Source organism: Kumtagia sp. (assembly GCF_059502445.1).
The window spans coordinates 22882-45974 of the sequence record NZ_JCACER010000021.1; the positions used below are offsets into that span (position 1 = coordinate 22882).

Sequence of the window (23093 nt, forward strand, 5' to 3'; positions counted from 1 at the left end):
TGTCAGGCGACAGCCTGCTTGAGCGCCTTCACCAGGTCCGTCCTCTCCCACGAGAACGAGCCGTCACGGCCGGGCTTGCGGCCGAAATGGCCGTAGGCCGTGGTCTTGGCGTAGATCGGCTTGTTGAGGTCGAGATGCTTGCGGATGCCGCTGGGCGACAGGTCCATGACCTCGCGCAGCGCCGCCTCCAGCTTGCCTTCCTCGATCTTGCCGGTGCCGTGCAGGTCGACATAGACCGACAGCGGCTGGGCAACGCCGATGGCGTAGGAGAGCTGGATCGTGCAGCGGTCGGCCAGCCCTGCGGCCACCACGTTCTTGGCGAGGTAGCGGGCCGCATAGGCCGCCGAACGGTCGACCTTGGTGGTGTCCTTGCCGGAGAACGCGCCGCCGCCATGCGGGGCCGCGCCGCCATAGGTATCGACGATGATCTTGCGGCCGGTGAGGCCGGCATCGCCGTCGGGGCCGCCGATGACGAACTTGCCGGTCGGGTTGACGTACCACTTGCAGTCCTCGGCGATCTTCAGATCACCCAGCGCTTCGCGGATGTAGGGCTCGACCACCTTGCGCACCTTGGCCGAATCCCAGTTGGCGTCGAGATGCTGGGTGGACAGCACGATCTGGGTGACGTCGGCCGGCTTGCCGTCGACGTAGCGGACCGTCACCTGGCTCTTGGCGTCCGGGCCGAGCCTGCCGGCGTCGCTGGAATTGGCGCGGCGGGCCGTCGACAGGTTCTCGAGGATCTTGTGGCTGTAATAGATCGGTGCCGGCATCAGTTCCGGGGTCTCGCGGCAGGCATAGCCGAACATGATGCCCTGGTCGCCAGCGCCTTCGGCGTTGGAATCCTGGGCCTTGTCGACACCCTGCGCGATGTCGGCCGACTGGCCGTGCAGCAGCACGTCGATCTTGGCATGCTTCCAGTGGAAGCCGTCCTGCTCGTAGCCGATGTCGCGGATGGCGCGGCGGGCGGCCGCCTTGAACTTCGACGGATTGACCAGCGGATTGCCGGCGGCGTCCTTCGCCACCTTGCCGTCCTTGTCCTTCTTCAGCAGCGTCTCGGGGACGCGCACTTCGCCGGCGATCACCACCCGGTTCGTCGTCGCCAGCGTCTCGCAGGCCACGCGCACGTCCCAGGGGCTCATGCCGGCCTTCTTGGCTTCACGATAGACCAGATCGACGATTTCGTCGGAAATACGGTCGCAAACTTTGTCGGGATGTCCTTCGGAAACAGATTCCGATGTAAAGAGATAGTTCTGGCGCGCCACGGGTGTCCCCTCTTGAAAGCTGCATCGGGAGGATGCTTCAGCGGGCGACGGATAGCGAAGCAACCGGTGGCGCGTCAAGCCCGCGCGACAAACTACCTGCCTTGCCGGCGCCGCCCGGGCCGCTCCGCGAGCCTTCGATCACTCGCTTTCGCCGGCGGCCAGAGCCTTGACCAAGTCAATGATCTTGCGGCGGATCTTGGCGTCGCTGATCTTCACGAAGGCCCTGTTCAACTGGAGGCCTTCGGTGCTGGTGGCGAAATCCAGGGCGAGGGTGGCCGAAGCGTCTTCCGCCAGCCCGCGCACCGTCCCGTCCTGGCCTGGCGCGTCCTCGAACAGGAAGGACACCGGCACGCCGAGGACCTCCGAGATCGCCTGCAGGCGGCTGGCGCCGACGCGGTTGGTGCCCTTTTCGTATTTCTGGATCTGCTGGAATGTTATTCCCAGCGTCTCGCCGAGCTTTTCCTGGCTCATTCCAAGCATGTTCCGGCGGAGCCGGATACGGCTTCCGACGTGAATATCCGTTGGATTCGGCTTTTTCTTGCTGTCTCTCCCGTTCATTTTTCCCCTCGCTGGTTAGCGACTTAAGGTTTTTATACGGTGTCGAGTCTGCAGTTGGTCCGTCTGCCTGCGGATCAGTTCGGCAGCCAGCGGCGGCTGGCGGAGGTGCCTGCCGCAAGCAGGCCGAATAGGGCAACAATGGCGAGGCCGATGGTAGCGGCCGGAAGCGCCGGCCGAACGGCCTGCGCGGCTATGGAAAGGTCTATATCAAAGTATCCACGAGCATTGATCGCAAGGGCGTCGATCACTCGGCCGTATTGGTCGACGGCGCCGGAAATGCCTGTATTTGCTGCGCGCACGAGTGGCAGTCCCGTTTCGACGGTGCGGAGTTGCGCCTGCCTGAAATGCTGATAGGGCCCAGGCGTGTCTCCGAACCATGCGTCATTCGTGACGTTCACAATAATATTCGCTGACGTAACGTCAACTGCTACCAGTTGCGGAAAGATGATTTCATAGCAAATGAACGGCACGGCAGCCAACCCGCCGGGAATGTCGATGGCCTTTCGCAAGGTTCCGGGTGCGAAATTCATGGGGCCGGCGACGATTTGCTTGAGGCCGATGCGCTCAAAGAAGTCTGCAAAGGGAAGGTATTCGCCGAAGGGAACAAGATGCACCTTGTCCACGGCGTCGACGATCTCTCCGGAGGAATCGATCGCCAGGACGGAATTGTAGTCGATCGCCATCCGGCGCGTCCCGTCGCTTTCGGTGCGCACGGCTCCCGCAAGCAGCATCTGTCCGTCCGCCAGCGTGTCGCCGATGGCAGCCAGCGCGTCGGGTCTGTCGGTGAACAGGAACGGCACCGAGGTCTCCGGCCAGACGATCAGCACGGGCCTGTCGCGCCCGGCGGCGGCAGGCTCGGCGCTCAGGCGCAGCAGGTCGGAGAAAGCCTTGTCCTGCTCTTCCGGGTTCCATTTCACGGTCATGTCCACCGAGGGCTGGACGACCCGGACCGCAAGCTTTTGCTGGTCGGGCCGATCGACCGTGGACAGGCGGTAAATGCCGAAGCCGGCATGCAGCACGCATAACGACAGGGCGAGCGCCAGCCCTATCCTGCGGTGGCGCGCGCCGGAAAGCAGGGCGGGCATGGCGAAGACGAAGACGGCGAGCGCGTTCATGCCGACAAGGCCGACCACGGTGACGCTTTGCATCAGCACGGGCACCGGCATGGCGGCGTAGCCGATCGCGTTCCACGGAAAGCCGGTGAACAGGAACGTCCTCAGCCATTCGGCGAGCCCGAAGCCGAAGGCGAGCGCGGCGATGCGGCCGATGCCCTCGCTCCACAGCAGCCGCGCCAGCGCCGTCGCGAAGCCGTAGAAGAAGGCCAGCAGCAGCGGTACGCCGAGCACCGCGAAGGGCAGGGCCCAGGCGAAGCTTTCGGCCTCCACCAGCAGGGCGCTGCCGATCCACCACAGGCCGGCGAGGAAATAGCCGAAGCCGAACCACCAGCCGATTGCGAAGGCCGGGCGCAGGCGGCGCAGGAAGGTGGCCCCGACAGGCGGCGACGCACCGTCCAGCAACCAGACCAGCACCGGGAAGGAAACGAAACCGGCGGCGAAAAAATCGTAGGGAGCCTGCGCCAGCACCGCGAACGCGCCGGCAAGGAACGCCGCCAGCGCACGGCGCCAGCCCCAGAGCAGAATAAAACGCCCCGACAGGCGCTCCATACGCAGTTCCCCGTCGCGAATCACCCCGACCCCGGTTTAGCAGCCCGACCGATATTAGCGAACGCCCAAACGTGCCGCCGGCTTTCCTGGCCTGAGGGCATCGTGCTATCCGCGCTCGCTTACCCTGCCCTTCTCGACGCTCAGGAATTGCGCCTTGCCGTCAAGGGCCGAGAACAGGGCGGACTCGGTTCCGGTCATGAAGGTCTGGCAGCCTATGTCATCGAGGATCGAAAACAGCGCGGCGCGACGGCGCAGATCGAGATGCGCGGCGATCTCGTCGAGCAGCACCAGCGGCACCTGGCCCGCCATGTCCGCGGCGAGCCGCGCATGCGACAGCACGATGCCGACGAGCAGCGCCTTCTGCTCGCCGGTGGAGCAATATTCGGCGGCCATGGCGTTCTGCCGGTGCCGTACCAGCAGGTCGGAGCGATGCGGGCCTTTGAGCGTTCGGCCCGCCGCCTGATCGCGCATACGCGCCACCGCCAGGCTTTCGCGGTAGCTTTCCTCGACGTCGGTCGCGGAGCGCTTGGCGATCTCATCCTCGAGTGTTCCCGAAAGCCCGATATCGGCCTGCGGAAACGGTCCGGAGCCGGGCATGCGTCCGATCATCGCCTCGAGCAGGCCGAGCAGCTCCAGCCGCGCCGCCGCCATCGCCACGCCGGCTTCCGCCATCTGCGCCTCGATCGCCGTCAGCCAGCCCTGGTCGCGGCCGCCTTCGGCCAGCAGCCGGTTGCGGCCGCGCATGGCCTTCTCGAAGGCGAGCGCGCGCTGGCCGTGGCCCGGATCGACCGTCAGCACCATGCGGTCGAAGAAGCGCCGGCGGTCCGCCGCCGGCCCGGTGAACAGCGCGTCCATCGCCGGCGTCAGCCAGACCACCCGCACCCATTCGAGCAGGGTTTCGGCGGATTTCGCCGGCGCCCCGTTGATGCGGATGCGCCGCCCGCCGTCGGACCCGGCCGCGCCGACGGTTCCGGTACCGATCTCGACGGTGTCGAAAGGGCCGTCGAGCGCCGCATGGACGGCGAAGCCGCCCTCGCTGCCCTCGCGCGCCATTTCCTCGTAGGTGGCGCGGCGCAGGCCCCGCCCGGGCGCCAGCATCGAGATCGCCTCGAGCAGATTGGTCTTGCCGGCGCCGTTGTCGCCGGAAAACACCACCGATCGCGGCTCGAACGGCAGGTCGAGCGTCTCGTAATTGCGGAAATCGGTCAGGCGCAGCCTGGTCAGGTGGACCGGCGCCGGATGGTCGGACATGGGAGGCGACAGGTCGGTCCGGCTCACACCCGCATCGGCATCAGCACGTAGAGCGTATCGTCATCCGTCGTGTCGTGGATCAGCGTCGGCGAACCGGCGTCCGCCAGCATGAAGCGGGCGTTTTCGCCGGAAAGCTGCGCTGCGACATCGAGCAGATATTTGGCGTTGAAGCCGATCTCCATGGGGTCGGCCGAATAGTCCGCGGCCAGCTCCTCGGTGGCGCTGCCGGAATCCGGATTGTTGACGGTCAGCGTCACCAGGGCGTCGGCGATCGAGATCTTGACCGCCCGGCCGCGCTCCGAGGAGACGGTGGACACGCGGTCGACGGCGCGGGCGAAACTCTCCCGGTCGATCATCAGCCGCTTGTCGTTGCCGATCGGGATCACCCGCTGGTAGTCGGGGAAGGTGCCGTCGATCAGCTTGGAGGTGAGCACGACGCCGCCGATGGTGAAGCGGATCTTGGCATCCGACAATTCGGTCGTCACCACCACGTCCGGTGTGTCGACCAGCTTCTGCAGCTCGCTTACCGTCTTGCGCGGAATGATGATGCCGGGCATGCCCTCCGTGCCGGTCGGCGCATCCATCTCGGCGCGCGCCAGCCGGTGGCCGTCGGTCGCCACCGCGCGCAGCTTCAGCTTTCCGTCGACCTCCACGGCATGCAGGTAGATGCCGTTGAGGTAATAGCGGGTCTCCTCGGTGGAGATCGCGAACTGGGTCTTGTCGATCAGCCTCTTCAGCGCCGCCGAATCCATCCTGAAGAAGTGCGAGAACGATCCCGCGGTCAGTTGCGGGAAATCCGACTGCGGCAGGCATTGCAGGCGGAAGTTGGAGCGCCCGGCGACCACCGACATGGAATTCCCGTCATCGTCGGTGCGCAGCATCACCTCGGCACCGTCCGGCAGCTTGCGGACGATCTCGTAGAGCAGGTGGGCCGGCACCGTCGTGCCGCCGGCCTGCTCGACCTGCGCCGCCGTCGCCTCGGTGATCTCGAGGTCGAGGTCCGTCGCCTTCAGCTCGAGGCTGCTGCCTTCCGTGGCGAGCATGACGTTGGACAGGATCGGTATCGTGTTGCGGCGTTCGACCACGCGGTGGACGTGGTTGAGGGACTTGAGGAGATTTGAGCGTTCCAGAACTACGCGCATGACGAAACCGGCTCGATTTGCTTGACACTGACAGTCGGCGGAGGGTCACCGCCGAACCGCCTGTTATGGCGGGACTCCGGAACAGACTGACAGCAAAAGACTCGCAATGGCAAGCCCGCGGAACGGCCTGGCGGCCGTTCCGTGGGCTTGTGTGGAAAACGGCCGCGGCCGCGGATGCGCTCAGGCTTGGTCGCTGATCAGCCGCCGCAGCAGTTCGAGCTCCTGGGCGAGCGAATTGTCGCTGCCCGAGAGGTCCTCGATCTTGCGCACCGCGTGCAGGACCGTGGTGTGGTCACGGCCGCCGAACCGCCGGCCGATCTCCGGCAGCGAGCGCGGCGTCATGACCTTGGCGAGGTACATGGCAACCTGACGCGGCTTGACGATGGTGCGCGTGCGCCGGTTGGACAGCAGCTCGGTCTTCGACACGTTGTAGTGCCGGGCGACGATGCGCTGGATGTCCTCGATGCGCGGCCGCTTCGGTTCGCCGGAGCGGTACATGTGGCGCAGGATGTCGTCGATCCGGTCGATGGTGATCTGCGGCTCGAAGCTCTGCCGGAACAGCAACTGGTTGAAGGCGCCTTCGAGCTCGCGGCCGCTGCCGGTGACGGTGCGGGCGACATGCTCCAGGATTTCGTCGCCGATTTCCCCGGCACCGTCCTCGGTCCTGGCCGCGGCCCGGCGCAGCCTCAGCATGCCGAGACGCATCGCGAAATCGGGCGCCGCCATCTCCAGCGCCACCCCGCCGACGAGGCGGGAGCGCACGCGCGGCTCCAGCGATTCCAACTCGGCGGGCGGCCGGTCCGCCGCCACCACGACCTGCTTGGCGCTGTCCAGCAGCATGTTGATCAGGTGACAGAACTCGTTCTGGATCGACTTGCCCTGCAGGAACTGCATGTCGTCAATGATCAAAAGGTCGATGTCGCGCAGTTGCTCCTTCAGCGTCAGCGCATTGTTGTCACGGATGGCAGTGGCGAAGCGCCACATGAAATATTCCGCGGTCAGATAGACGACGCGCGACTTGCCGTTCTGGCGCACCGCCTCGGCGGCGATGGCCTGCAGCAGGTGCGTCTTGCCGAGCCCCACCGAGGCATGCAGGAACAGCGGATTGAAGCGCGAGGCCGATTCCGCGACCGCCTTTGCGGCGGCCAGCGCCACCCGGTTGGCCGAGCCTTCGACAAAAGACTCGAAAGTATAGCGCGGGTCGAGCGGCGAGCCGAGCACGCTCGACCTGGTTTCCGCGTCCGAAAGCGGGCGGCGCGGCTGGTCGCGCGCCGCGGCCGGCATGGCCGTGGTGCCGGCCGACAGTGCCGAGTGGATCTGCCGCGCGGCCTTGCGCGGGGCGTCGGCCTCCGGCGCGGGAAGCGCAGCCCGGGTGGCGGTGCGCGCGATGAACTCGACCTTCAGGACGCTAGCGTCCTCCTGCCTCCAGATGTCGGACACAAGATCGAGATAGTGCCCGTTGATCCAGGACCGGAGGAAGGCGGTGGGAACGGAAATGCGCACGAGCCCCTTCGAAGCTTCTGCAAGCTTCATGCGTCCGAACCAGCTCGAATAGACCTCGCTTCCCAGTCGCGCCTTGAGTTGGGTCTTGACCCGTTCGAAGACATTGTCGGCGCCGTCCGCTGCCAGCATGCCTTTGTCTTCGGCTCGATTCGTCGGGAGAAGGAAACCCGACTTGGCCTCTCCTCCAGCGCCGCCGTGCATGTTGTCCACCTCGACTTTCCTTCCTCGTATCGCCGCCGGGGCCCGCCGCGCCGGCACGAATGTCCGCATTTTGATCCGCGGCAGAACCCCGGACCGCTCTCGTGCTGAAACCCGACCGCAGCGCGGACCGGTCCGCACCGATCCTGCTTCTCGGGCAACAACCAGCACCCTCCGGCCAGAGGCCGAAGCGCACCCGTTCCCAAACGCGTTGGCTACCCCACTCGTCAGTCGCTCGAGAAGACGCATGCATCCTCAACACGGAATCGCTCCGCGTTGTGCATCCCGCCGCATTTGCTAGGATTGGTCGGCCGCAGGCCTGTCTTCTCAATAGGGAGACTTTACAAAACCGGGGGGGCGCCCCGCAAGGTCCGAGCCAACTGTTTTTTAAAGTTAGCCGACGACGAAAGTGCTGAATTCCGGCCGTTCCGAGACGAAAGTCGCGGCCAAGACCTTATGAATCATCACCTTCCGTCCGGCGGTCTTCGGAAGGAGCGTGTCGGCGAAATAGTTTTTAATTTTTTTCCTGATAGCCCAAACCTCCGAAAATCCCCGCAGGTGGTGGACAGCCTGTGGATAATATCATACTAACAGGCTGAAAACGCTTGGATTTTGGATTTTGACCAAATTGCGACGCCTGCCGCAACGGGATGCCGATTTTTGTGCGGTGCGGGGCAAACAGCAGCGGCCGCGCGCGCGCCGCGGCGTCGGCATCCGGCACGTCGCGCCGCCCGTCGACGAGGGGTCGGCGGGTGATCCGGGATGTTAGATGACAAACGAAAACCCGGCCTTTAGCGGCCGGGTCGGCATGCTCGCGAAGCGTGTGTGGAGGTCAGGCGGAAAGGGTCTTAAGGCGCTGCGCCAGGCGCGAGACCTTCCGGGAAGCCGTGTTGCGATGCAGCACGCCTTTGGTGGCGGCGCGCATCAATTCGGGCTGCGCGACCTGGAAGGCGGCCTCCGCGGCGGCCTGGTCGCCGGCGGCCAGCGCCTCTTCGACCTTGCGCACGAAGGTACGCACACGCGACCGGCGGTTCTTGTTGATCGCGGTGCGACGGGCGATCTTGCGCGTAGCTTTCTTGGCCGAAGACGTATTGGCCATGGTGCCTCTCTCGTATCTCGTGATGGTTGTCCGGCAAGATCACCTAGACAACAAAATAACCGGGCGGCTCCAGGCCACCCCCTCATCTGGCGCGGCTTATAGAGGAGCTTTGCCGCCCCGTCAACGCCGATTCCGGCCCGCCTCCCGACTCACCGGTTCTGGAAATTCGCCGAGCGTTTTTCGGCGAAGGCGGCCATGCCTTCCTTCTGATCCTCGAAGGCGAACAGCGAGTGAAAGAGCCGGCGCTCGAAGCGCAGGCCTTCGCCGAGCGTCGTCTCGTAGGAGCGGTTGACGGCTTCCTTGGCCATCATCACCGCCGGCAGCGAGAAGCCGGCGATCTTGTCGGCCGCCTTCAGCGCCTCCTCGATCAGCTCGCCCGCCGGCACCAGGCGCGACACCAGCCCGCAACGCTCGGCCTCGGCCGCGTCCATCATCCGCCCGGTCAGGCACATGTCCATGGCCTTGGACTTGCCGACGAAGCGGGTCAGCCGCTGCGAGCCGCCCATGCCGGGGATGACGCCCAGCGTGATCTCCGGCTGGCCGAACTTCGCCGTGTCGGCGGCGATGATGAAGTCGCACATCATGGCGAGCTCGCAGCCGCCGCCGAGCGCGTAGCCGGCGACCGCCGCGATGATCGGCTTGCGCAGCCGGGTGAAATCCTCCCAGCCGCTGAAGAAATCGCCGAGATACATGTCGACATAGGTCTGGGACTGCATCTCCTTGATGTCGGCGCCGGCGGCGAAGGCCTTGTCCGACCCGGTCAGCACAAGCGCGCCGATCCTCGGGTCCGCTTCGAAGGCGCGGGCGGCGGCGAGCAGCTCCGTCAGCACCTCGGTGTTGAGCGCGTTGAGCGCCTTCGGGCGGTTGAGGGTTATCAGACCCACCTTGCCCCGCGTCTCGACCAGGATCGTTTCATACGCCATGCGATCTCTCCTCTCTGATGGACCGGGGGTTAGCCTACTTCTGGCAGGAGCGGCAATAGAAGGTCGAGCGGCCCGACTGCACGACGCGCTCTACGTGCCCGCCGCAGCCCGGCCGCCGGCATGGCTCGCCCTCGCGGTCGTAGACGGAGAAGGAATGCTGGAAATAGCCGAGCGAGCCGTCCGTCTGGATATGGTCGCGCAGCGACGAGCCACCCGCCTCGATCGCCTCGGCGATGACCGCGCGGATCGCGTCGGCGAGCGTGTCGGTGCGCACCGCCGCCTTTTTGCCGCGCCCGGCGATGCTGCCGGCCTCGCGCAGCGGGGACAGGCCGGCGCGCCACAGCGCCTCGCAGACATAGATGTTGCCGAGCCCGGCAATGGTGCGCTGGTCGAGCAGTGCGGCCTTCAGCGGCGCGATCCGGCCGTGCAGCAATTCGCGCAGCAGCGCGCCGTCGAGCGCGTTGCCGGTCGGTTCCGGACCGAGGCCGGCGAGCATCGGATGGCCGGCGGCCCCATCCTCGGCGAGCAGCATGAAGCCGAAGCGCCGCGGGTCGTTGTAGATCACGCGCGCCGCCCCGCCCGTGGGCGGGTCGAGGTGGAAGACGACGTGGTCGTGCGCCGCCGCTTTCGACCGTTCGTGATGAAATATTCCGGGTACCGATACGTCCTTGTCGCATTCGATGCGGAACGAGCCGGACATGCCGAGATGGCAGACCACCGCCGGCCCGCCCTCGACGTCGAGCAGCAGATATTTCGCCCGCCGGCCGAGCCCGGCGATCCGCTTTCCCGCCAGGCGCTCGGCGAAACGCTCGGGGAAGGGGAAGCGCAGGTCGCCGCGCCGCAGCTCCACGCTGGCGATGCGGGCGCCTTCCATCACCGGCTGCAGGCCGCGCCGGACCGTCTCGACCTCGGGCAGTTCAGGCATGGTCGGCGATAGCCTTCGCGAAGGGGGTTCCGTGTGGACCTTTGTCCAGGCCGAGATGGGCGGCGACGGTCTCGCCGATGTCGGCATAGGTCTTGCGCAGTCCGACCGATCCGCCTTTGCCGCCCGGCAGCAGGCCGAAGATCGGCACGCGCTCGCGCGTGTGGTCGGTACCGTGCCAGGTCGGATCGCAGCCATGATCGGCGGTGAGCAGCAGCAGGTCGCCGGCCCGCAGCCTGGCGAATGCCTCGGGCAGGCGGCGGTCGAAGGCTTCCAGCGCAGCGGCATAGCCGGGCACGTCGCGGCGATGGCCGAAATCGGTGTCGAAATCGACGAAGTTGGCGAAGACCAGGTCGCCGTCGCCCGCCTCGTCCATGGCCGCGAGCGTCTTGTCGAAGAGCGCCAGGTTGCCGGCTGCCTTGCGCATTTCGCTGACGCCGCGATGGGCGAAGATGTCGCCGATCTTGCCCATGCCGATCACCTTGCTCCCCCGCCCCACGAGACGGTCGAGCACGGTCGGCTCCGGCGGCGGCACCGAATAGTCGCGGCGGTTGGGGGTGCGCTCGAAGGTGGCGGCGGTCTCACCCAAGAACGGCCTTGCGATCACCCGGCCGATGTTCAGCGGGTCGACCAGTTTCCGCACCGTCTGGCAGAAGCGGTAGAGCCGCTCCAGCCCGAAATGCGTCTCGTGCGCGGCGATCTGCAGCACGGAATCGGCCGAGGTGTAGCAGATCGGCTTGCCGGTGCGGACGTGCTCCTCGCCGAAATCCTCGATGACCTGGGTGCCCGCGGCATGGCGGTTGGCGAGGATGCCGGGCACCCCGCCCTCGCGGACGATCGCTTCGGTCAGCTCCGCCGGAAAGGCCGGCACGGTCTCGGGAAAATAGCCCCAGGCGAAGGGCACGGGCACGCCGGCGATCTCCCAGTGTCCGGTGATGGTGTCCTTGCCGATCGAGACTTCTTCCGCCGCGCCATGGAAGGCGCCGTCGCGCAGCCGCGCCCCTTCGAACGGATTGCTGCCGCTGGCGATGCGGGCTGCCTCGCCGAGCCCGAGCGAGGCCATGACGGGCAGCGCCAGCGGTCCGCTGCGCAGGCCTTGCTGGTCCGCGCCGCCGGCGGCCGCGGCGCACGCTATATGACCGAGCGTATCGGCGCCGTCGTCGCCGAAGCGTGCGCCGTCCGCCGCGCCGCCGACGCCGAAAGAATCGAGAACGAAGAGGAAGGCGCGTGCCATGGGCGTCCGGAACCGAGCGAGCCAAAAGGTTCCAACACATAGGACCGGCTCGTGGGAATGGCAATTCGCCGACACCTCCCGCTCAGGGCTGCGGGAGCAGTCGAGCGGCGCGAACAGGCTGGATTAACGTTTCGGCAATGTCCTTGAACCGATGCTGAACGCGGCGGCGGGCTCCCGTTCAGCCGCCCCGGCCGACAATGGGTTCCTCATTCGAGGGGAGTGTCCCATGCCTGTTCTGCGTCTTGCCGTCGTCCTTCTGATGGCCCTGGTCTTCGGCATCCTGATGTCGCGGCTTGTCGGGTTCGACATCGATCCGCTGGAGACGCGGTCGACCGCGCTCACCCTCTGCGATTCCGCAGGGCGAAGGCCGTGCCCGTGACACGGCCGCCCATGTGCATATCGGCAAGGGTGGGCTCGCTTCCGGAAAGCGCCGTTGCTAGGGTGCGGCCGACGTCGACAAGGGGAGGGAGACCATGGCCGCCAGCGACTACTACGAAATCCTCGATCCGCGCTTCCGGCGGCTGTTCAACGGCAGCGCCCATGTGGAGAAGCTGTTCACCGGCTGCCGCTGGGCGGAAGGTCCGGCCTGGTTCGCCGCCGGGCGCTATCTCGTCTGGTCCGACATCCCCAACAACCGCATGCTGCGCTACGACGAGACCGACGGCCATGTCAGCGTGTTCCGCAGCCCCTGCGGCAATTCCAACGGCAACACCGTCGACCGCCAGGGCCGTCTGGTCACATGCGAGCATTCCGGCCGGCGCGTCAGCCGCACCGAGCATGACGGCTCGGTCGTCACCATCGCCGACCGCTGGCGCGGTAAGCGCCTGAACTCGCCCAACGACGTGGTGGTGAAGTCGGACGGCTCGATCTGGTTCACAGACCCGACCTACGGCATCGACACCGACTACGAGGGCGACAAGGCCGAGAGCGAGATCGGAGCCTGCCATGTCTACCGGGTCGACCCGGCGAGCGGCGAGGTCGAGGCGGTGATCACCGACATGGTGCGGCCGAACGGCATCGCCTTCTCTCCCGACGAGAGCAAGCTCTACGTCGTCGACACCGGCCGCAGCCATGGTGACGAGAACCCGGCGCATATGCGCGTCTTCGATGTCGATGACGCCGGGAAGGTCTCCGGCGGCGCCGTTTTCGCCGACTGCACCGCCGGGTTTTTCGACGGCTTCCGGCTCGACACCGAGGGCCGCATCTGGACGAGCGCCGCCGACGGCATCCACTGCTACCATCCCGACGGCACGCTGATCGGCAAGGTCAAGGTGCCGGAGGGGGTGGCCAATTGCGTGTTCGGCGGCGAGAAGCGCAACGTGCTTTACATCTGCGGCACCACCTCGCTCTACATGGTCCGCCTGATGGTCAACGGCGCCAAGACCTACTAGGCACCGGACCGGAGGTCGAAAGGCAGCGTCAGTAGCTGCGATGCCTTTCGCCCTGGGCGCCGCCGAAGGCGGTGCGCGATATGGGGCCCCGCTCCGCCGTCACCGGCACGCGGGCGCCCGGGGTCGGGCAGAAGCCGGCTTCGTAGGCGCGGATGGCGCAGGGCGGACCGTAGATGTCGGCGCCGCTGTCGGCCGTGCATGCGGCGATCGCCGGCATCGCCGAAAACGCCGTCAGGAAGAGAAACCGCCGCATCTGCCGACTCCGTTGTCGATTCGAGGCGACGGGTGTTTCAGCTTTCGCGTCGAAAGTCACGTCACGCCGTCGTGACGGCCGGCCGCGCGGGACAGGCAGGAGCCGGGACGGATCAGGCGCCGAGCGCCGCCTTCACCCTCTCCGGCAGGAACGGATAGTGCCGCAGCCGCACGCCGCCGGTGAGCCGCGCCACGGCGTTGGCTATTGCGGGGCCGGTCGGCGGAAGCCCGACCTCGCCGATGCCGGCCGGCCTGTTCTCGGGGGTCGGCGTCACCCTGACGTGGATCTGCGGCATCTCCGACATGCGCATCACCCGGTAGGTGTCGAAATTCGATTCCTGGACTTCTCCGTCGACGATGTTGATCTGCTCGTAGAGGGCGTGGCTGGCGCCGTGCACGATGGCGCCGGCGACCTGCGCCTCGATGTTGAGCGGCTGGACCGCCACCCCCGGATCGACGACGCACCAGACATTGTGCACCCGGATCTCGCCGCTCTCCCGGTCGAGCGACACCTCGGCGACCTGCGCGCAATGCGCGCCGAAGGCGTCGGTATAGGCGAGGCCGAGCGCCCGGCCGTCGCGCGGGCGCTCCCACTCCGCCATCGCCGCGACGGCCTCGATGACTTTTTGCGCGCGCGGCTGGTCGCCGAGCAGTTCCAGGCGGAAGGCCACGGGGTCGACACCCTTGGCGGCGGCGACCTCGTCGATGACGCATTCGACGCCGAAATTGTTCTGGCCATAGCCGACGGCGCGCCAGAAGCCGACGTCCCTGCCATTGTCCTGGCGGATGAACTCCACCAGATGCGCGGGGACGCGGTAGTTGAAGATCGTGCCGTCGGTGACGACCGTGTCGAGGCCGCCGTCGCCTTCGAACATCTCCGGCATGGTGCGGGCGAAGATCGAGTCCGCCGCCACGCGATGGCGCCAGCCGACGATGTTGCCGGCCGCGTCGAGGCCGACCTCGACGTGCTGCGCCGCGAGCGGCCGGTATTTGCCGTGCCGGACGTCGTCCTCGCGGCTCCAGATCACCTTGACCGGCCAGCCCTCGACCTCCCTGGCAAGCGACACGGCGTCGATGATGAAGTCGGCCTCGGCCCTGCGGCCGAAACCGCCGCCGAGCAGCGTGGTGTGGACCTTGACCTTGTCCGGCGTCGTCCCGGCTGCCTCGGCGGCAAAACCCTGCGTCGCGGTCGGTCCCTGGGTCGGTGCCCAGACCTCCACCGTGTCGCCCGCCACCAGCGCGGTGGCGTTCATCGGCTCCATGGTCGCGTGGTGGACATGATCGGTGACGTAGTCGGCGGCGATGACACGCGCCGCGCCGGCGATCGCGGCGACGGCGTCTCCCTCGCTGTGCGCGGCGACGCCCGGCTGGGCGAGATCGCGGCCGGCGTCGCGGTAGGCCTCGGCGAGGCGGCGGCTGTCGTAGCGCCGGACCCGCGAGGAATTGCTCCAGGTGACCTCGAGCAGGTCCCTGGCCCGCCGGGCGGCGTCGTAGCTCTCGCCGATGATGCCGACGCCGTGAGGTAGCGGAACGATCTTGGTGACGCCCTTGACGGCGCGCGCCGCGGCATCGTCGATGGCCTCCGGCTGCTCGCCCGGAACAGGCGCCCGCAGCACCGTGCCGTAGAGCATGTCCGGCAGCTCGACATCGATGCCGAACCGTGCCGAGCCGTCGACCTTCGCCGGCACGTCGATGCGGCCGATATCCATGCGGCCGATGTAACGGCACCGGTCGATGGGCTTCAGGTCGGCCTCTGTCGCCTCCGGCAGCGGATCGGGAAGCTCGCCGGTCGCGGCGATCTCGCCATAGCCCAGCGAGCGTCCCGACCGCGTATGCACCACCCTGTTCGGTTCGGTGGTGAGCTCGCCCGCCGGCACGTTCAGCCGGGAGGCGGCGATCGTCAGCATGATCTTGCGCGTCTGCGCGCCCACCAGGCGCAGCGGCTGGTAATAGCCGCGCATGGTCTCACTGCCGCCGGTGAGCTGGATGCCGTAGAAGCCGGGATTGCCGTATTTCTCCGCGTCGGACGGCGCCTGGACGATGCGGACCTTGTCCCAGTCGGCGTCCATGTCCTCGGCGATGAGCAGGGGCAGCGACGTCATGACGCCCTGACCCATCTCCGAGGCGGGGCAGATGATGGTGACAATGCCGTCGGCGCCGACAGTCACCCAGACATTGGGCTTGAAGCCGCCCGCCGCCGCCGCGGTTTCGGCGCCGAGGCTAGGCGAGGGAAGGCCGCCGAATGCCACTGCGATGCCGGCGCCGCCGACCGTGAGCAGAAAGCTGCGCCGCGACAGGGCGGTGGTGCGGAGTTCGAATGGTTTCGTCATCGCTCAGGCCTCCTGCGCGGCGCGCTCGATGGCGCTGATGATCCGCCCGTAGGTTCCGCACCGGCAGATGTTGCCGTCCATGTGCTCGACGATCTCTTCGCGGGTCGGCTGCGGATTGCTTGCCAGAAGCGCGGCCGCCTGCATGATCTGGCCCGATTGGCAGTAGCCGCATTGCGGCACCTGCTCGGCGATCCAGGCCTGCTGCAGCGGATGGCTGGCATCCGCCGAGAGCCCTTCGATCGTCGTCACCTGGCTGCCGGCGACATCCTGCAGCAGCGTCTGGCAGGAGCGAACCGGCGCTCCGTCGACATGAACGGTGCAGGCGCCGCAAAGCGCGATGCCGCAGCCGAACTTGGTGCCGGTGAGCTTCAGATGCTCGCGGATCACCCAAAGAAGCGGCGTGTCGGGCTCGGCGGCGACGTCGACCTTTCGGCCGTTGATCGTGAACGCGGTCATGAATGCGTCTCCTTGAAGCTGTTGGCTTTGGGCTATCGGCTTTCGAGATAGGCGATGATCGCCGCGCGCCGGGCCGCATCGGGCATGCCGACGGTCATCGTGGTGTCCGGAACCATCGGCGCGGCGCGAGAGGCGTCGGGAGCGCGGCCGCGGCGGTTGGCGGCATGCCTGCTTGGCTCCCGGGCATGGCGCGGGTATCGCCGTAGGCAGATGGTTCATCAGGCAAGGCATCGCTCGCGGAAAATCAACGCGGCCCACGATAGGGGCACGGTGCCGCACGACCAATTCTGCAACGTCTGGCTTTTCTTCGCGATCGTCCGGAATTTCGCCTTACCGGCGCCGAGACGTTCTCGCGCTGCCGGCGGTCCGACACGATCCCGGCTGAGCGTGCCTCTTGCTCCCCGGGAAGGCGAGCCCGCCAGGGCCGCGGTCCCGAAATCAGCTGTTCAGGTGATTCAGGTGGCGAGAGCCCGCGTCGCTGCCGTTCACGGAGACCGGCGCGGGCATCTTACGACCATGTCCGTATTGCCGCGGCGTACACCCCATCACCCTCTTGAAGGCGGTGCTGAAGGCGCTTTCGGATTCATAGCCGAGGGACAAGGCAATCGTGGAAACCGGTTCGCCGGAGTTTTCCAGCCTGTCCCCCGCCAGCAGCATTCGCCAGCGCGCCAGATACTCCATCACGGTTTCGCCGGTCATCTCCTTGAATTTCAGGGCGAAGATCGACCGCGACATGCCGGCTCGCCCGGCCAGCTCCCGCAACGTCCAGCGATGTGCCGGATTGGTGTGGATCGCGGTGATCGCCGCGCAGAGTTGCCTGTCGGCCAGGGCGGCGAACCATCCGGAGCCGCCGTTCAAGCCTTTTTCCAGATGCAATCTCAGGGCCTGGACGAGCATCATGTGGGCGAGGTGCTGCGCGATCAGGTAGCCGCCGGGCTGCTGTTCGTGCATCTCCTGCATCATCCGCTCCACGGACCAGCGCAGCGCCGCCTGTTCCGACTGTCTGCGGATGTGCACGATGGGCGGCAGCATCCGCAGCAGGATTCCCGCGTGATTGCCGCGGACGGCGAAACGGCTGCCGGCCAGGAACAATCCGCCGCCGTCATTCACCGTGACGACGCCGCCGGGCCGCCGGGGAGGAAAGACCGTCTTGGCGTCGACCGGGGCCAGTGCCATGTCGCTGGCGAGGCGGAACGGTCGCCCGCTCGGCAGAACGAAGCAATCTCCCGCTTCCAGGCGCACCGGCTCCGAAACGCCCTCCACCGACAGCCAGCAGCCGCCGGAGACGACGGCGTAGCATTTGATCGTGTCGTGCTGATCGGAAAACCGGATCGACCATTCTCCGCCCGCGTCGAAACCGGCCGACAGATGGCTGTGAGGCTTCAGCAGCGACAGCACGTCTGAGAGTGGGTCCAATGGGTCTCCCCGGACGACTGCGTAGGTGGCCGGACCTTATCGCATGATAGGGCCCGCACGATCGAGTAACATAATCTTTAGGAAGGCCTCGGCCGGCGGCGGAGCTGCCGGGAAAGTGAACTCGTCCGCCGGCGATCCGTCGTCGGGAGGCGGCACCGCGATGCTCGCGGAATGCCGCCGCTAGCGTGCGCAACGCCTCGCGCGATCTGGTGTCGGTGAGCGTGGAGTGCAGCACGATTTCGGACGATGGCAGGTCCGGCAGCCCGAAGCGCCGGCCGACCTCCACCGTGCCGGAAGGCGCAAGCCGGCATCGGCCTCCTTACCCGCCGCGGAACTGCCTGGACGGCAAGCGCTCAGGTGGTCTGGCCGCCATCCACGGTGAGCACGGTCCCCGTGATGTGGCGCGCGGCGGGACTTGCAAGGAAGGCCACGGCGGCAGCGATGTCCTCCGGCTGGCCATAGCGGCCAAGCGGGCTGAGAGAGCGCTGGAAGTCGGCGGAGGCGCCGTCGGCCGGGTTCATGTCGGTATCGGTCGATCCCGGCTGGACCAGGTTCACGGTGATGTCGCGCGACCCGAGTTCGCGCGCGAGGCCTCGCGTGAACGAGTGCAGCGCGGATTTGGTCATGTAGTACACCGTGCCCGTGTCGCCGACGATGCGTTCGGCGCCGGCCGAGCCGATGGTGACGATGCGCCCGCCTTGCTTGAGATGCGGGATGGCGGCCTGCGACGCGAGCACGGGCGAGCGCACGTTGACGTTCAGCAGCGCATCGATGCGATCCACGCTGACGTCGGCGATCGCGTCGTAAAGCGCGATCGCGGCATTGTTGACGAGAATGTCGAGGCCGCCGAGCGCCTTGGCGGCCTGTTCGACCGAGCGCTTGACGGCCGCCGGATCGGCGCTGTCGGCCTGGATGGCAAGGGCCTTGCGGCCTTTCTCCTCGATCGCCCGGACGACCTCGGCGGCGCGATCGGCCGAGCGCTCGTAGGTTATGGCGACATCCGCGCCTTTGTCGGCAAGTGCCAATGCGATGGCGGCACCGATGCCGCGCGAGGCCCCCGTTACGAGGGCGCGTCTTCCATTCAGGTCGGTCATGATCAGCCTTTCTGTATCAATTGACACAGAAATAGCTAGGAACGTTGCCGCGCGGCGTCAATGGATTTATATATCGATTGATGCAGAAATCGGACGAGACACGACAGACTGGAGAGGCCGCCTCCACCCGCGGCCGCGGCAGGCCGCGCGGCTTCGACCGGGAGGCGGCCTTGGCGCGGGCAACCCGCCTGTTCTGGAGCAAGGGCTTCGAGGCGACGTCGATCGCCGACCTCACCCAGGCGATGGGCATCGGATCACCGAGCCTGTACGCGGCATTCGGCTCGAAGGAGGCGCTTTATGCCGAGGCGTTGCGGCACTACCGCGAGAACTACGATACGTTTGCGTGGGCGAATTTCCGCTCCGCCGGCACCGCCCGCGAAGCGGTAAGGTCGCTTCTGATGGATTCGGCCGCGGCCCTGACCGGCTGTCTCGCCGACATCCCGCGCGGTTGCATGGTGACCCTCTCGGCGGTCGGCAGCGAGGGTCATGCGGAACTCGGCGACCTCGTGAGAACCGCCCGCGCGCAAACGCTCGACCGGCTGAAGGCGCGCCTGCAGCAGGCGATATCGGAAGGCGAGATTGCCGCCTCGACCGACATCCACGCGCTCGCCCGCTTCGTGCAGACCGTCCAGAACGGCATGTCGATCCTCGCCCGCGACGGCGCCAGCCGCGGCGAACTGGAAGCGGTGGCCGAACTGGCGATGCTGGGCTGGGACGCCCGCGCCGGGGAGTCATGATCTCCGTATCAGGCGGGCGCAGCCGCCGTGGCGTTGGGCATGGCGGCGCACGGCAGGTTTGGCCCGGCAGAAGTCGGCCATCTACTGCGGCAAACGGCGAATTTCGGCCTCCAGGGCGTCAAACGCTTCGTGCAGCAGATCCACGATCGGGCGCCGACCGCCTTCCCGACTGAAGGCGTCGGTCGACAGGCGCATCGCCCCGATCGCGAGCATGGCAACGAGCCTGAGGCCGGTTTCCCGCTCCGGGGCCGGCCATCTTTCCCGCAAGGCCGAAAAAAGAGCCTTCTCCTGCTGGACATAGCTGGCCTGCTTTCGAGCCTGAACGGCGTCGCTGGAACGCATCAGACGGTCGATGGCGATCATGTCGTCGGCGGGAACAAGGGCACAGACCTTCACGGCCGCATCCCGGATCGCGTCGAGAGGCTGCTTGTCGCGAGGCACGTCCCGCAACGCGTCGAGCAGCATGTCGCTCACGCCACTCTGCAGGGATAGCAGGATCTCGTCCTTGGATTTGAAGTAATAGAAGAACGTCCGCCGGGAAATGCCCGCCGCCGCCGCGACCTGGTCGAGCGTCGTTCCTTCATAGCCCTTCTCGATGAACAGGCGAATTCCGGCCTCCGTGATGCGTTGCAGCGTCTCGCGGCGCTTGCGCTCCCGCAATCCTTCGCAGGGAGCATCCGGCCGGCTGTTTGTCCTCATCCGATCAGTCTCTTGAAAAATTACACTGAGTGCGATAATAATTTTACACCAGGTGCGATTTTATGAAAAGGCAAGACCATGGCAAGGTGGACGACATCCGACATTCCCTCGCAGCAAGGCCGCTCGGCGATCGTCACCGGCACCGGAGGGCTGGGGTTCGAGGATGCCTTGGCATTGGCGCGCGCCGGCGGCGAGGTCATCATCGCGGGCCGCAACCCCGGGAAGGGCGCAACCGCCGTCGCGAAAATCCGGAATGACGCACCGGGTGCGAATGTGCGCTTCGAGAGGCTCGACCTGGCGAACCTCGAATCCATCGCGGATTTCGGCGAAAGGCTGCGGCGCGAAAGAGACAGTCTCGATCTGCTGATCAACAATGCCGGCGTGATGGTGCCGCCCACGCGGCAGCAGACCTCGGATGGCTTCGAGCTGCAGTTCGGCACCAACTATCTCGGTCATTTCGCACTTACGGGCCAGCTCCTGCCGCTCCTGCGCAACGGCAAGGCCGCGCGGGTGGTCACGCTTTCGAGCATCGCTGCCCGGAACGGGGCGATCGACTTCGACGATCTGAATGCGGAGAAGACCTACAGGCCGATGCCGGTTTACAGCCAGTCGAAACTGGCCTGCCTCATGTTTTCCTTCGAGCTGCAACGCCGGAGCGAGGCCGGCGGGTGGGGCGTCGCCGGCATCGCCGCGCATCCCGGCCTTTCCCGCACCGATCTTCTCCACAACGCCCCGGGCCGCTGGAGTGCCGCCGGCATGGCGCGCACGTTTCTGTGGTTCCTGTTTCAGCCGGCAGCGCAGGGCGCTCTCCCCACGCTCTTTGCCGCGACGTCGCCGGACGCCAAAGGCGGTGCCTATTACGGCCCGGACCGGCTGAGCGAAGGGCGGGGATATCCGGCCGCAGCGAAGATACCGCCACAGGCGCTAGACACCGCGGCCGCCGCACGTCTGTGGGACATCTCGCAACACCTCACCAAGGTGGCCTTCTGACGAACTTGGCGGCGTTTGGTGACGGAAGTCGTTCTCAACGGGCTGGACACGGCGGCCCCTGGCAGGCCGAAAACGGTGAAACGCGGAACTCCGTCTACGCCCTAGCCCTCCATGAATGACGACAATCTTCCAAATCAGCGGGTTTCGACTGTGAAATAGCCCGCCTGCGCGATGTCCGTCAGAAGATCGGGTCCTGTGGGACTCCAGCCGAGACAGGCTCGGGTCCAATCGCTGGAGGCGCGCTGGTTTATGGATGCAAAGCCGAAGAACCAGTCGAAGTGCTTGCGCGCCTCTTCTTCCGACAACGACACGCAGGGAACGCCGAGCCCGTTCGCGATCGTTTCCGCGATCTTCCGAAACGCGACGCCCTGTTCGGCCACCGCGTGGTATGTCTCGGCGCTCGCGCCGCGTTCGACAGCAAGCCGAAAGGCGCGGGCGGCATCGTGCACATGCACCGCCGGCCAGGCGTTTTCGCCGTCTCCGATATAGGCCGATCGCCCGTTCCGCCGTGCGATGTCGATCAGCATCGGGACAAAGCCATGGTCGCCCTTGCCATGCACGGATGGAGGCAGGCGCATGACGCTCGTCGGGATGCCGCGATCAGAAAGAGCCCTGGCCGCCGCCTCGGACGCCCGGGGATAAGTGTCCGAAGGCGGGAAAGCTGGATCGGCTTCGACCGCGACAGGACCCGCCGCATCCAGGAAGGCGACACCGGCCGTGACGACGAGTGGTTTATTCGTGTTTTCGATGGCTGCGCCGAGTGTCCCGATCGCGATTCGATCGATCGCGCACGCTTCGGCAAAACGTGAGAAATCATGCACGAAGCCCGTATGAATGACCGCATCCGATATCTCGGCGCCCTGACGGAGCGTTTCGGGCACTTCGAGGTCACCGCGAAGGACCTCCGCGCCTATCTTTCCGAGCCCCTCCGCGCTGCGGTCGGAACGGGCAAGTCCCAGAACCTGGTGCCCATGCGCAAGCAGTTCCCTCACAACGGCTGCGCCGACAAATCCCGTTGCGCCGGTGACGAACACTTTCATGGCCAATCTCCTTCTTGTTCCGGGGGAGAATATCGGCCAAACTCTATCCTGTTAAAATATGTGTGTTTATACCGGTATAATGACTGACAGGCTGAACATCATCGACGACGGAAAACGCCTAGGGGCGTTCCTGAAGGATCGTCGGCAGCGGCTTGACGCCGCCGCGCTCGGTTTCGGAGGCCGGCGCCGGACACCGGGTCTTCGGCGGGAGGAAGTCGCCCAACGGGCTCACATCAGCACGACATGGTACACGTGGCTCGAACAGGGGCGCGGTGGCGCACCGTCGCCGCGCGTGCTCGACAGCCTTGCCGAAGCGCTCATGATGACCGAAGCGGAACGCGAGCATCTGTTCCTGGTCGGCATCGGTCGTCCACCGAAGTCCCATGCCCCTGCGCGCGAGGGCATCTCGTGGCGGCTGCAACGATTCCTCGACGCCATGCCGATGATCCCGGCGACCGTCGCGACCTCGACCTGGGACATCATAGGCTGGAATCGCGCAGCGCAACTCGCTCTCACGGACTACGAAGCGCTGCCTCCCGGCGAGCGGAACATCTTGCGGCGGATGTTTCTCGATCCAGCGACCCGCGCCGCCCAGCTCGACTGGGAGCCTGTGGCGCGGTTTCTGGTCGCAACCTTCCGCGCGGAAACCGCTCGCGTGGGCGAGGACGAGCGGGCCGCGGAGCTCGTCGCCGAACTTTCAGGCAAAAGCGACGAATTCACCCGCATGTGGATAGAGAACGACGTGCAGGCCACCGGGGAAGGGGCGAAGACGATCCGCCACGCGGCGGTGGGGGAGATCACCTTCGAGTTCTCTTCCTTCGCGATCGATGGCCGGCCCGACCTCAAGCTGATGGTCTATAATCCGGCGGCCGAGGTCGACTTGAAAAAGATGCGTCAGCTGTGCAGTCCGGACGGAGCGGCATAGCCGCGAC

General features: G+C 66.5%; 22 protein-coding genes and 1 pseudogene. 5 read left to right on the forward strand and 18 right to left on the reverse strand.

Features of this window, described 5'->3' with window-relative positions; all coding sequences use genetic code 11:
• Positions 1-2 precede the first annotated feature (2 nt).
• The 10 genes from metK to AC5JDC_RS08855 form a co-directional block, all read right to left on the reverse strand.
• Positions 3-1262, reverse strand: a complete 1260-nt coding sequence (gene metK, locus AC5JDC_RS08810) for a methionine adenosyltransferase (protein WP_106774552.1) — start codon at positions 1260-1262, stop codon at positions 3-5.
• A gap of 138 nt (positions 1263-1400) precedes the next feature.
• Positions 1401-1820, reverse strand: coding sequence for a helix-turn-helix domain-containing protein (locus AC5JDC_RS08815; protein WP_106774551.1), 420 nt, complete (start codon positions 1818-1820; stop codon positions 1401-1403).
• 74 nt (positions 1821-1894) lie between these two features.
• Positions 1895-3484 carry an apolipoprotein N-acyltransferase gene (gene lnt / locus AC5JDC_RS08820; RefSeq protein ID WP_495840946.1) on the reverse strand — a complete coding sequence of 530 codons (1590 nt, stop codon included), beginning with the start codon at positions 3482-3484 and terminating at the stop codon, positions 1895-1897.
• A gap of 105 nt (positions 3485-3589) precedes the next feature.
• Entirely contained in the window at positions 3590-4735 is a 1146-nt protein-coding gene (recF, locus tag AC5JDC_RS08825; protein ID WP_495841068.1) for a DNA replication/repair protein RecF, read from the reverse strand.
• 23 nt (positions 4736-4758) lie between these two features.
• Positions 4759-5877, reverse strand: coding sequence for a DNA polymerase III subunit beta (gene dnaN / locus AC5JDC_RS08830; RefSeq protein WP_495840948.1), 1119 nt, complete (start codon positions 5875-5877; stop codon positions 4759-4761).
• 180 nt (positions 5878-6057) lie between these two features.
• A complete protein-coding gene (dnaA, locus tag AC5JDC_RS08835) occupies positions 6058-7509 on the reverse strand; it encodes a chromosomal replication initiator protein DnaA (protein WP_495840950.1) in 1452 nt (483 codons plus the stop codon).
• Positions 7510-8410: 901 nt separating this feature from the next.
• Positions 8411-8677, reverse strand: a complete 267-nt coding sequence (gene rpsT, locus AC5JDC_RS08840) for a 30S ribosomal protein S20 (RefSeq protein WP_495840952.1) — start codon at positions 8675-8677, stop codon at positions 8411-8413.
• A gap of 149 nt (positions 8678-8826) precedes the next feature.
• Positions 8827-9600: an enoyl-CoA hydratase gene (locus AC5JDC_RS08845; protein WP_495840954.1), complete on the reverse strand. Its 774-nt coding sequence runs from the start codon at positions 9598-9600 to the stop codon at positions 8827-8829.
• Positions 9601-9634: 34 nt separating this feature from the next.
• Positions 9635-10525, reverse strand: coding sequence for a bifunctional DNA-formamidopyrimidine glycosylase/DNA-(apurinic or apyrimidinic site) lyase (gene mutM / locus AC5JDC_RS08850; RefSeq protein ID WP_495840956.1), 891 nt, complete (start codon positions 10523-10525; stop codon positions 9635-9637).
• Entirely contained in the window at positions 10518-11756 is a 1239-nt protein-coding gene (locus tag AC5JDC_RS08855; protein WP_495840958.1) for a phosphopentomutase, read from the reverse strand. The genes mutM and AC5JDC_RS08855 overlap by 8 nt, the downstream gene beginning before the upstream one ends.
• 226 nt (positions 11757-11982) lie before the next feature.
• Between AC5JDC_RS08855 and AC5JDC_RS08860 the strand changes: the two genes are divergently transcribed.
• Positions 11983-12135, forward strand: coding sequence for a hypothetical protein (locus tag AC5JDC_RS08860; protein WP_165816180.1), 153 nt, complete (start codon positions 11983-11985; stop codon positions 12133-12135).
• Positions 12136-12229: 94 nt separating this feature from the next.
• On the forward strand, positions 12230-13147 hold the full coding sequence (locus AC5JDC_RS08865) for an SMP-30/gluconolactonase/LRE family protein (protein WP_106774542.1): 918 nt from the start codon (positions 12230-12232) through the stop codon (positions 13145-13147).
• Between the two features lie 28 nt (positions 13148-13175).
• Here the strand turns inward: AC5JDC_RS08865 and AC5JDC_RS08870 are convergent, their stop codons facing one another.
• The 6 genes and pseudogenes from AC5JDC_RS08870 to AC5JDC_RS08895 form a co-directional block, all read right to left on the reverse strand.
• Positions 13176-13400, reverse strand: coding sequence for a hypothetical protein (locus tag AC5JDC_RS08870; protein WP_106774541.1), 225 nt, complete (start codon positions 13398-13400; stop codon positions 13176-13178).
• 112 nt (positions 13401-13512) lie between these two features.
• Positions 13513-15729, reverse strand: coding sequence for a xanthine dehydrogenase family protein molybdopterin-binding subunit (locus AC5JDC_RS08875; protein WP_495840961.1), 2217 nt, complete (start codon positions 15727-15729; stop codon positions 13513-13515).
• Positions 15730-15732: 3 nt separating this feature from the next.
• Positions 15733-16185, reverse strand: coding sequence for a (2Fe-2S)-binding protein (locus AC5JDC_RS08880; RefSeq protein WP_106774539.1), 453 nt, complete (start codon positions 16183-16185; stop codon positions 15733-15735).
• A gap of 438 nt (positions 16186-16623) precedes the next feature.
• Positions 16624-17601 (reverse strand): AraC family transcriptional regulator, encoded by a 978-nt coding sequence (locus tag AC5JDC_RS08885; protein ID WP_495840963.1) that lies wholly within the window; start codon positions 17599-17601, stop codon positions 16624-16626.
• A gap of 157 nt (positions 17602-17758) precedes the next feature.
• Positions 17759-17911 (reverse strand): annotated as a pseudogene (locus AC5JDC_RS08890) (LysR family transcriptional regulator); the annotation flags it as partial.
• Between the two features lie 43 nt (positions 17912-17954).
• Positions 17955-18695 (reverse strand): SDR family NAD(P)-dependent oxidoreductase, encoded by a 741-nt coding sequence (locus AC5JDC_RS08895; protein ID WP_495840965.1) that lies wholly within the window; start codon positions 18693-18695, stop codon positions 17955-17957.
• An 80-nt stretch (positions 18696-18775) separates the two neighbouring features.
• Between AC5JDC_RS08895 and AC5JDC_RS08900 the strand changes: the two genes are divergently transcribed.
• Positions 18776-19432: a TetR/AcrR family transcriptional regulator gene (locus AC5JDC_RS08900; RefSeq protein ID WP_495841070.1), complete on the forward strand. Its 657-nt coding sequence runs from the start codon at positions 18776-18778 to the stop codon at positions 19430-19432.
• A gap of 81 nt (positions 19433-19513) precedes the next feature.
• On the opposite strand, the gene AC5JDC_RS08905 is transcribed toward AC5JDC_RS08900, so the two are convergent.
• Entirely contained in the window at positions 19514-20131 is a 618-nt protein-coding gene (locus AC5JDC_RS08905) for a TetR/AcrR family transcriptional regulator (protein WP_495840967.1), read from the reverse strand.
• A gap of 78 nt (positions 20132-20209) precedes the next feature.
• On the opposite strand from AC5JDC_RS08905, the gene AC5JDC_RS08910 reads away from it, so the two are divergent.
• Complete coding sequence (locus AC5JDC_RS08910; RefSeq protein WP_495840969.1) at positions 20210-21121, forward strand: SDR family oxidoreductase; 912 nt, start codon at positions 20210-20212, stop codon at positions 21119-21121.
• Between the two features lie 134 nt (positions 21122-21255).
• Here the strand turns inward: AC5JDC_RS08910 and AC5JDC_RS08915 are convergent, their stop codons facing one another.
• On the reverse strand, positions 21256-22161 hold the full coding sequence (locus tag AC5JDC_RS08915; protein ID WP_495840971.1) for an SDR family oxidoreductase: 906 nt from the start codon (positions 22159-22161) through the stop codon (positions 21256-21258).
• A gap of 79 nt (positions 22162-22240) precedes the next feature.
• Between AC5JDC_RS08915 and AC5JDC_RS08920 the strand changes: the two genes are divergently transcribed.
• Positions 22241-23086, forward strand: a complete 846-nt coding sequence (locus AC5JDC_RS08920) for a helix-turn-helix transcriptional regulator (protein WP_495840973.1) — start codon at positions 22241-22243, stop codon at positions 23084-23086.
• Positions 23087-23093: the final 7 nt, after the last annotated feature.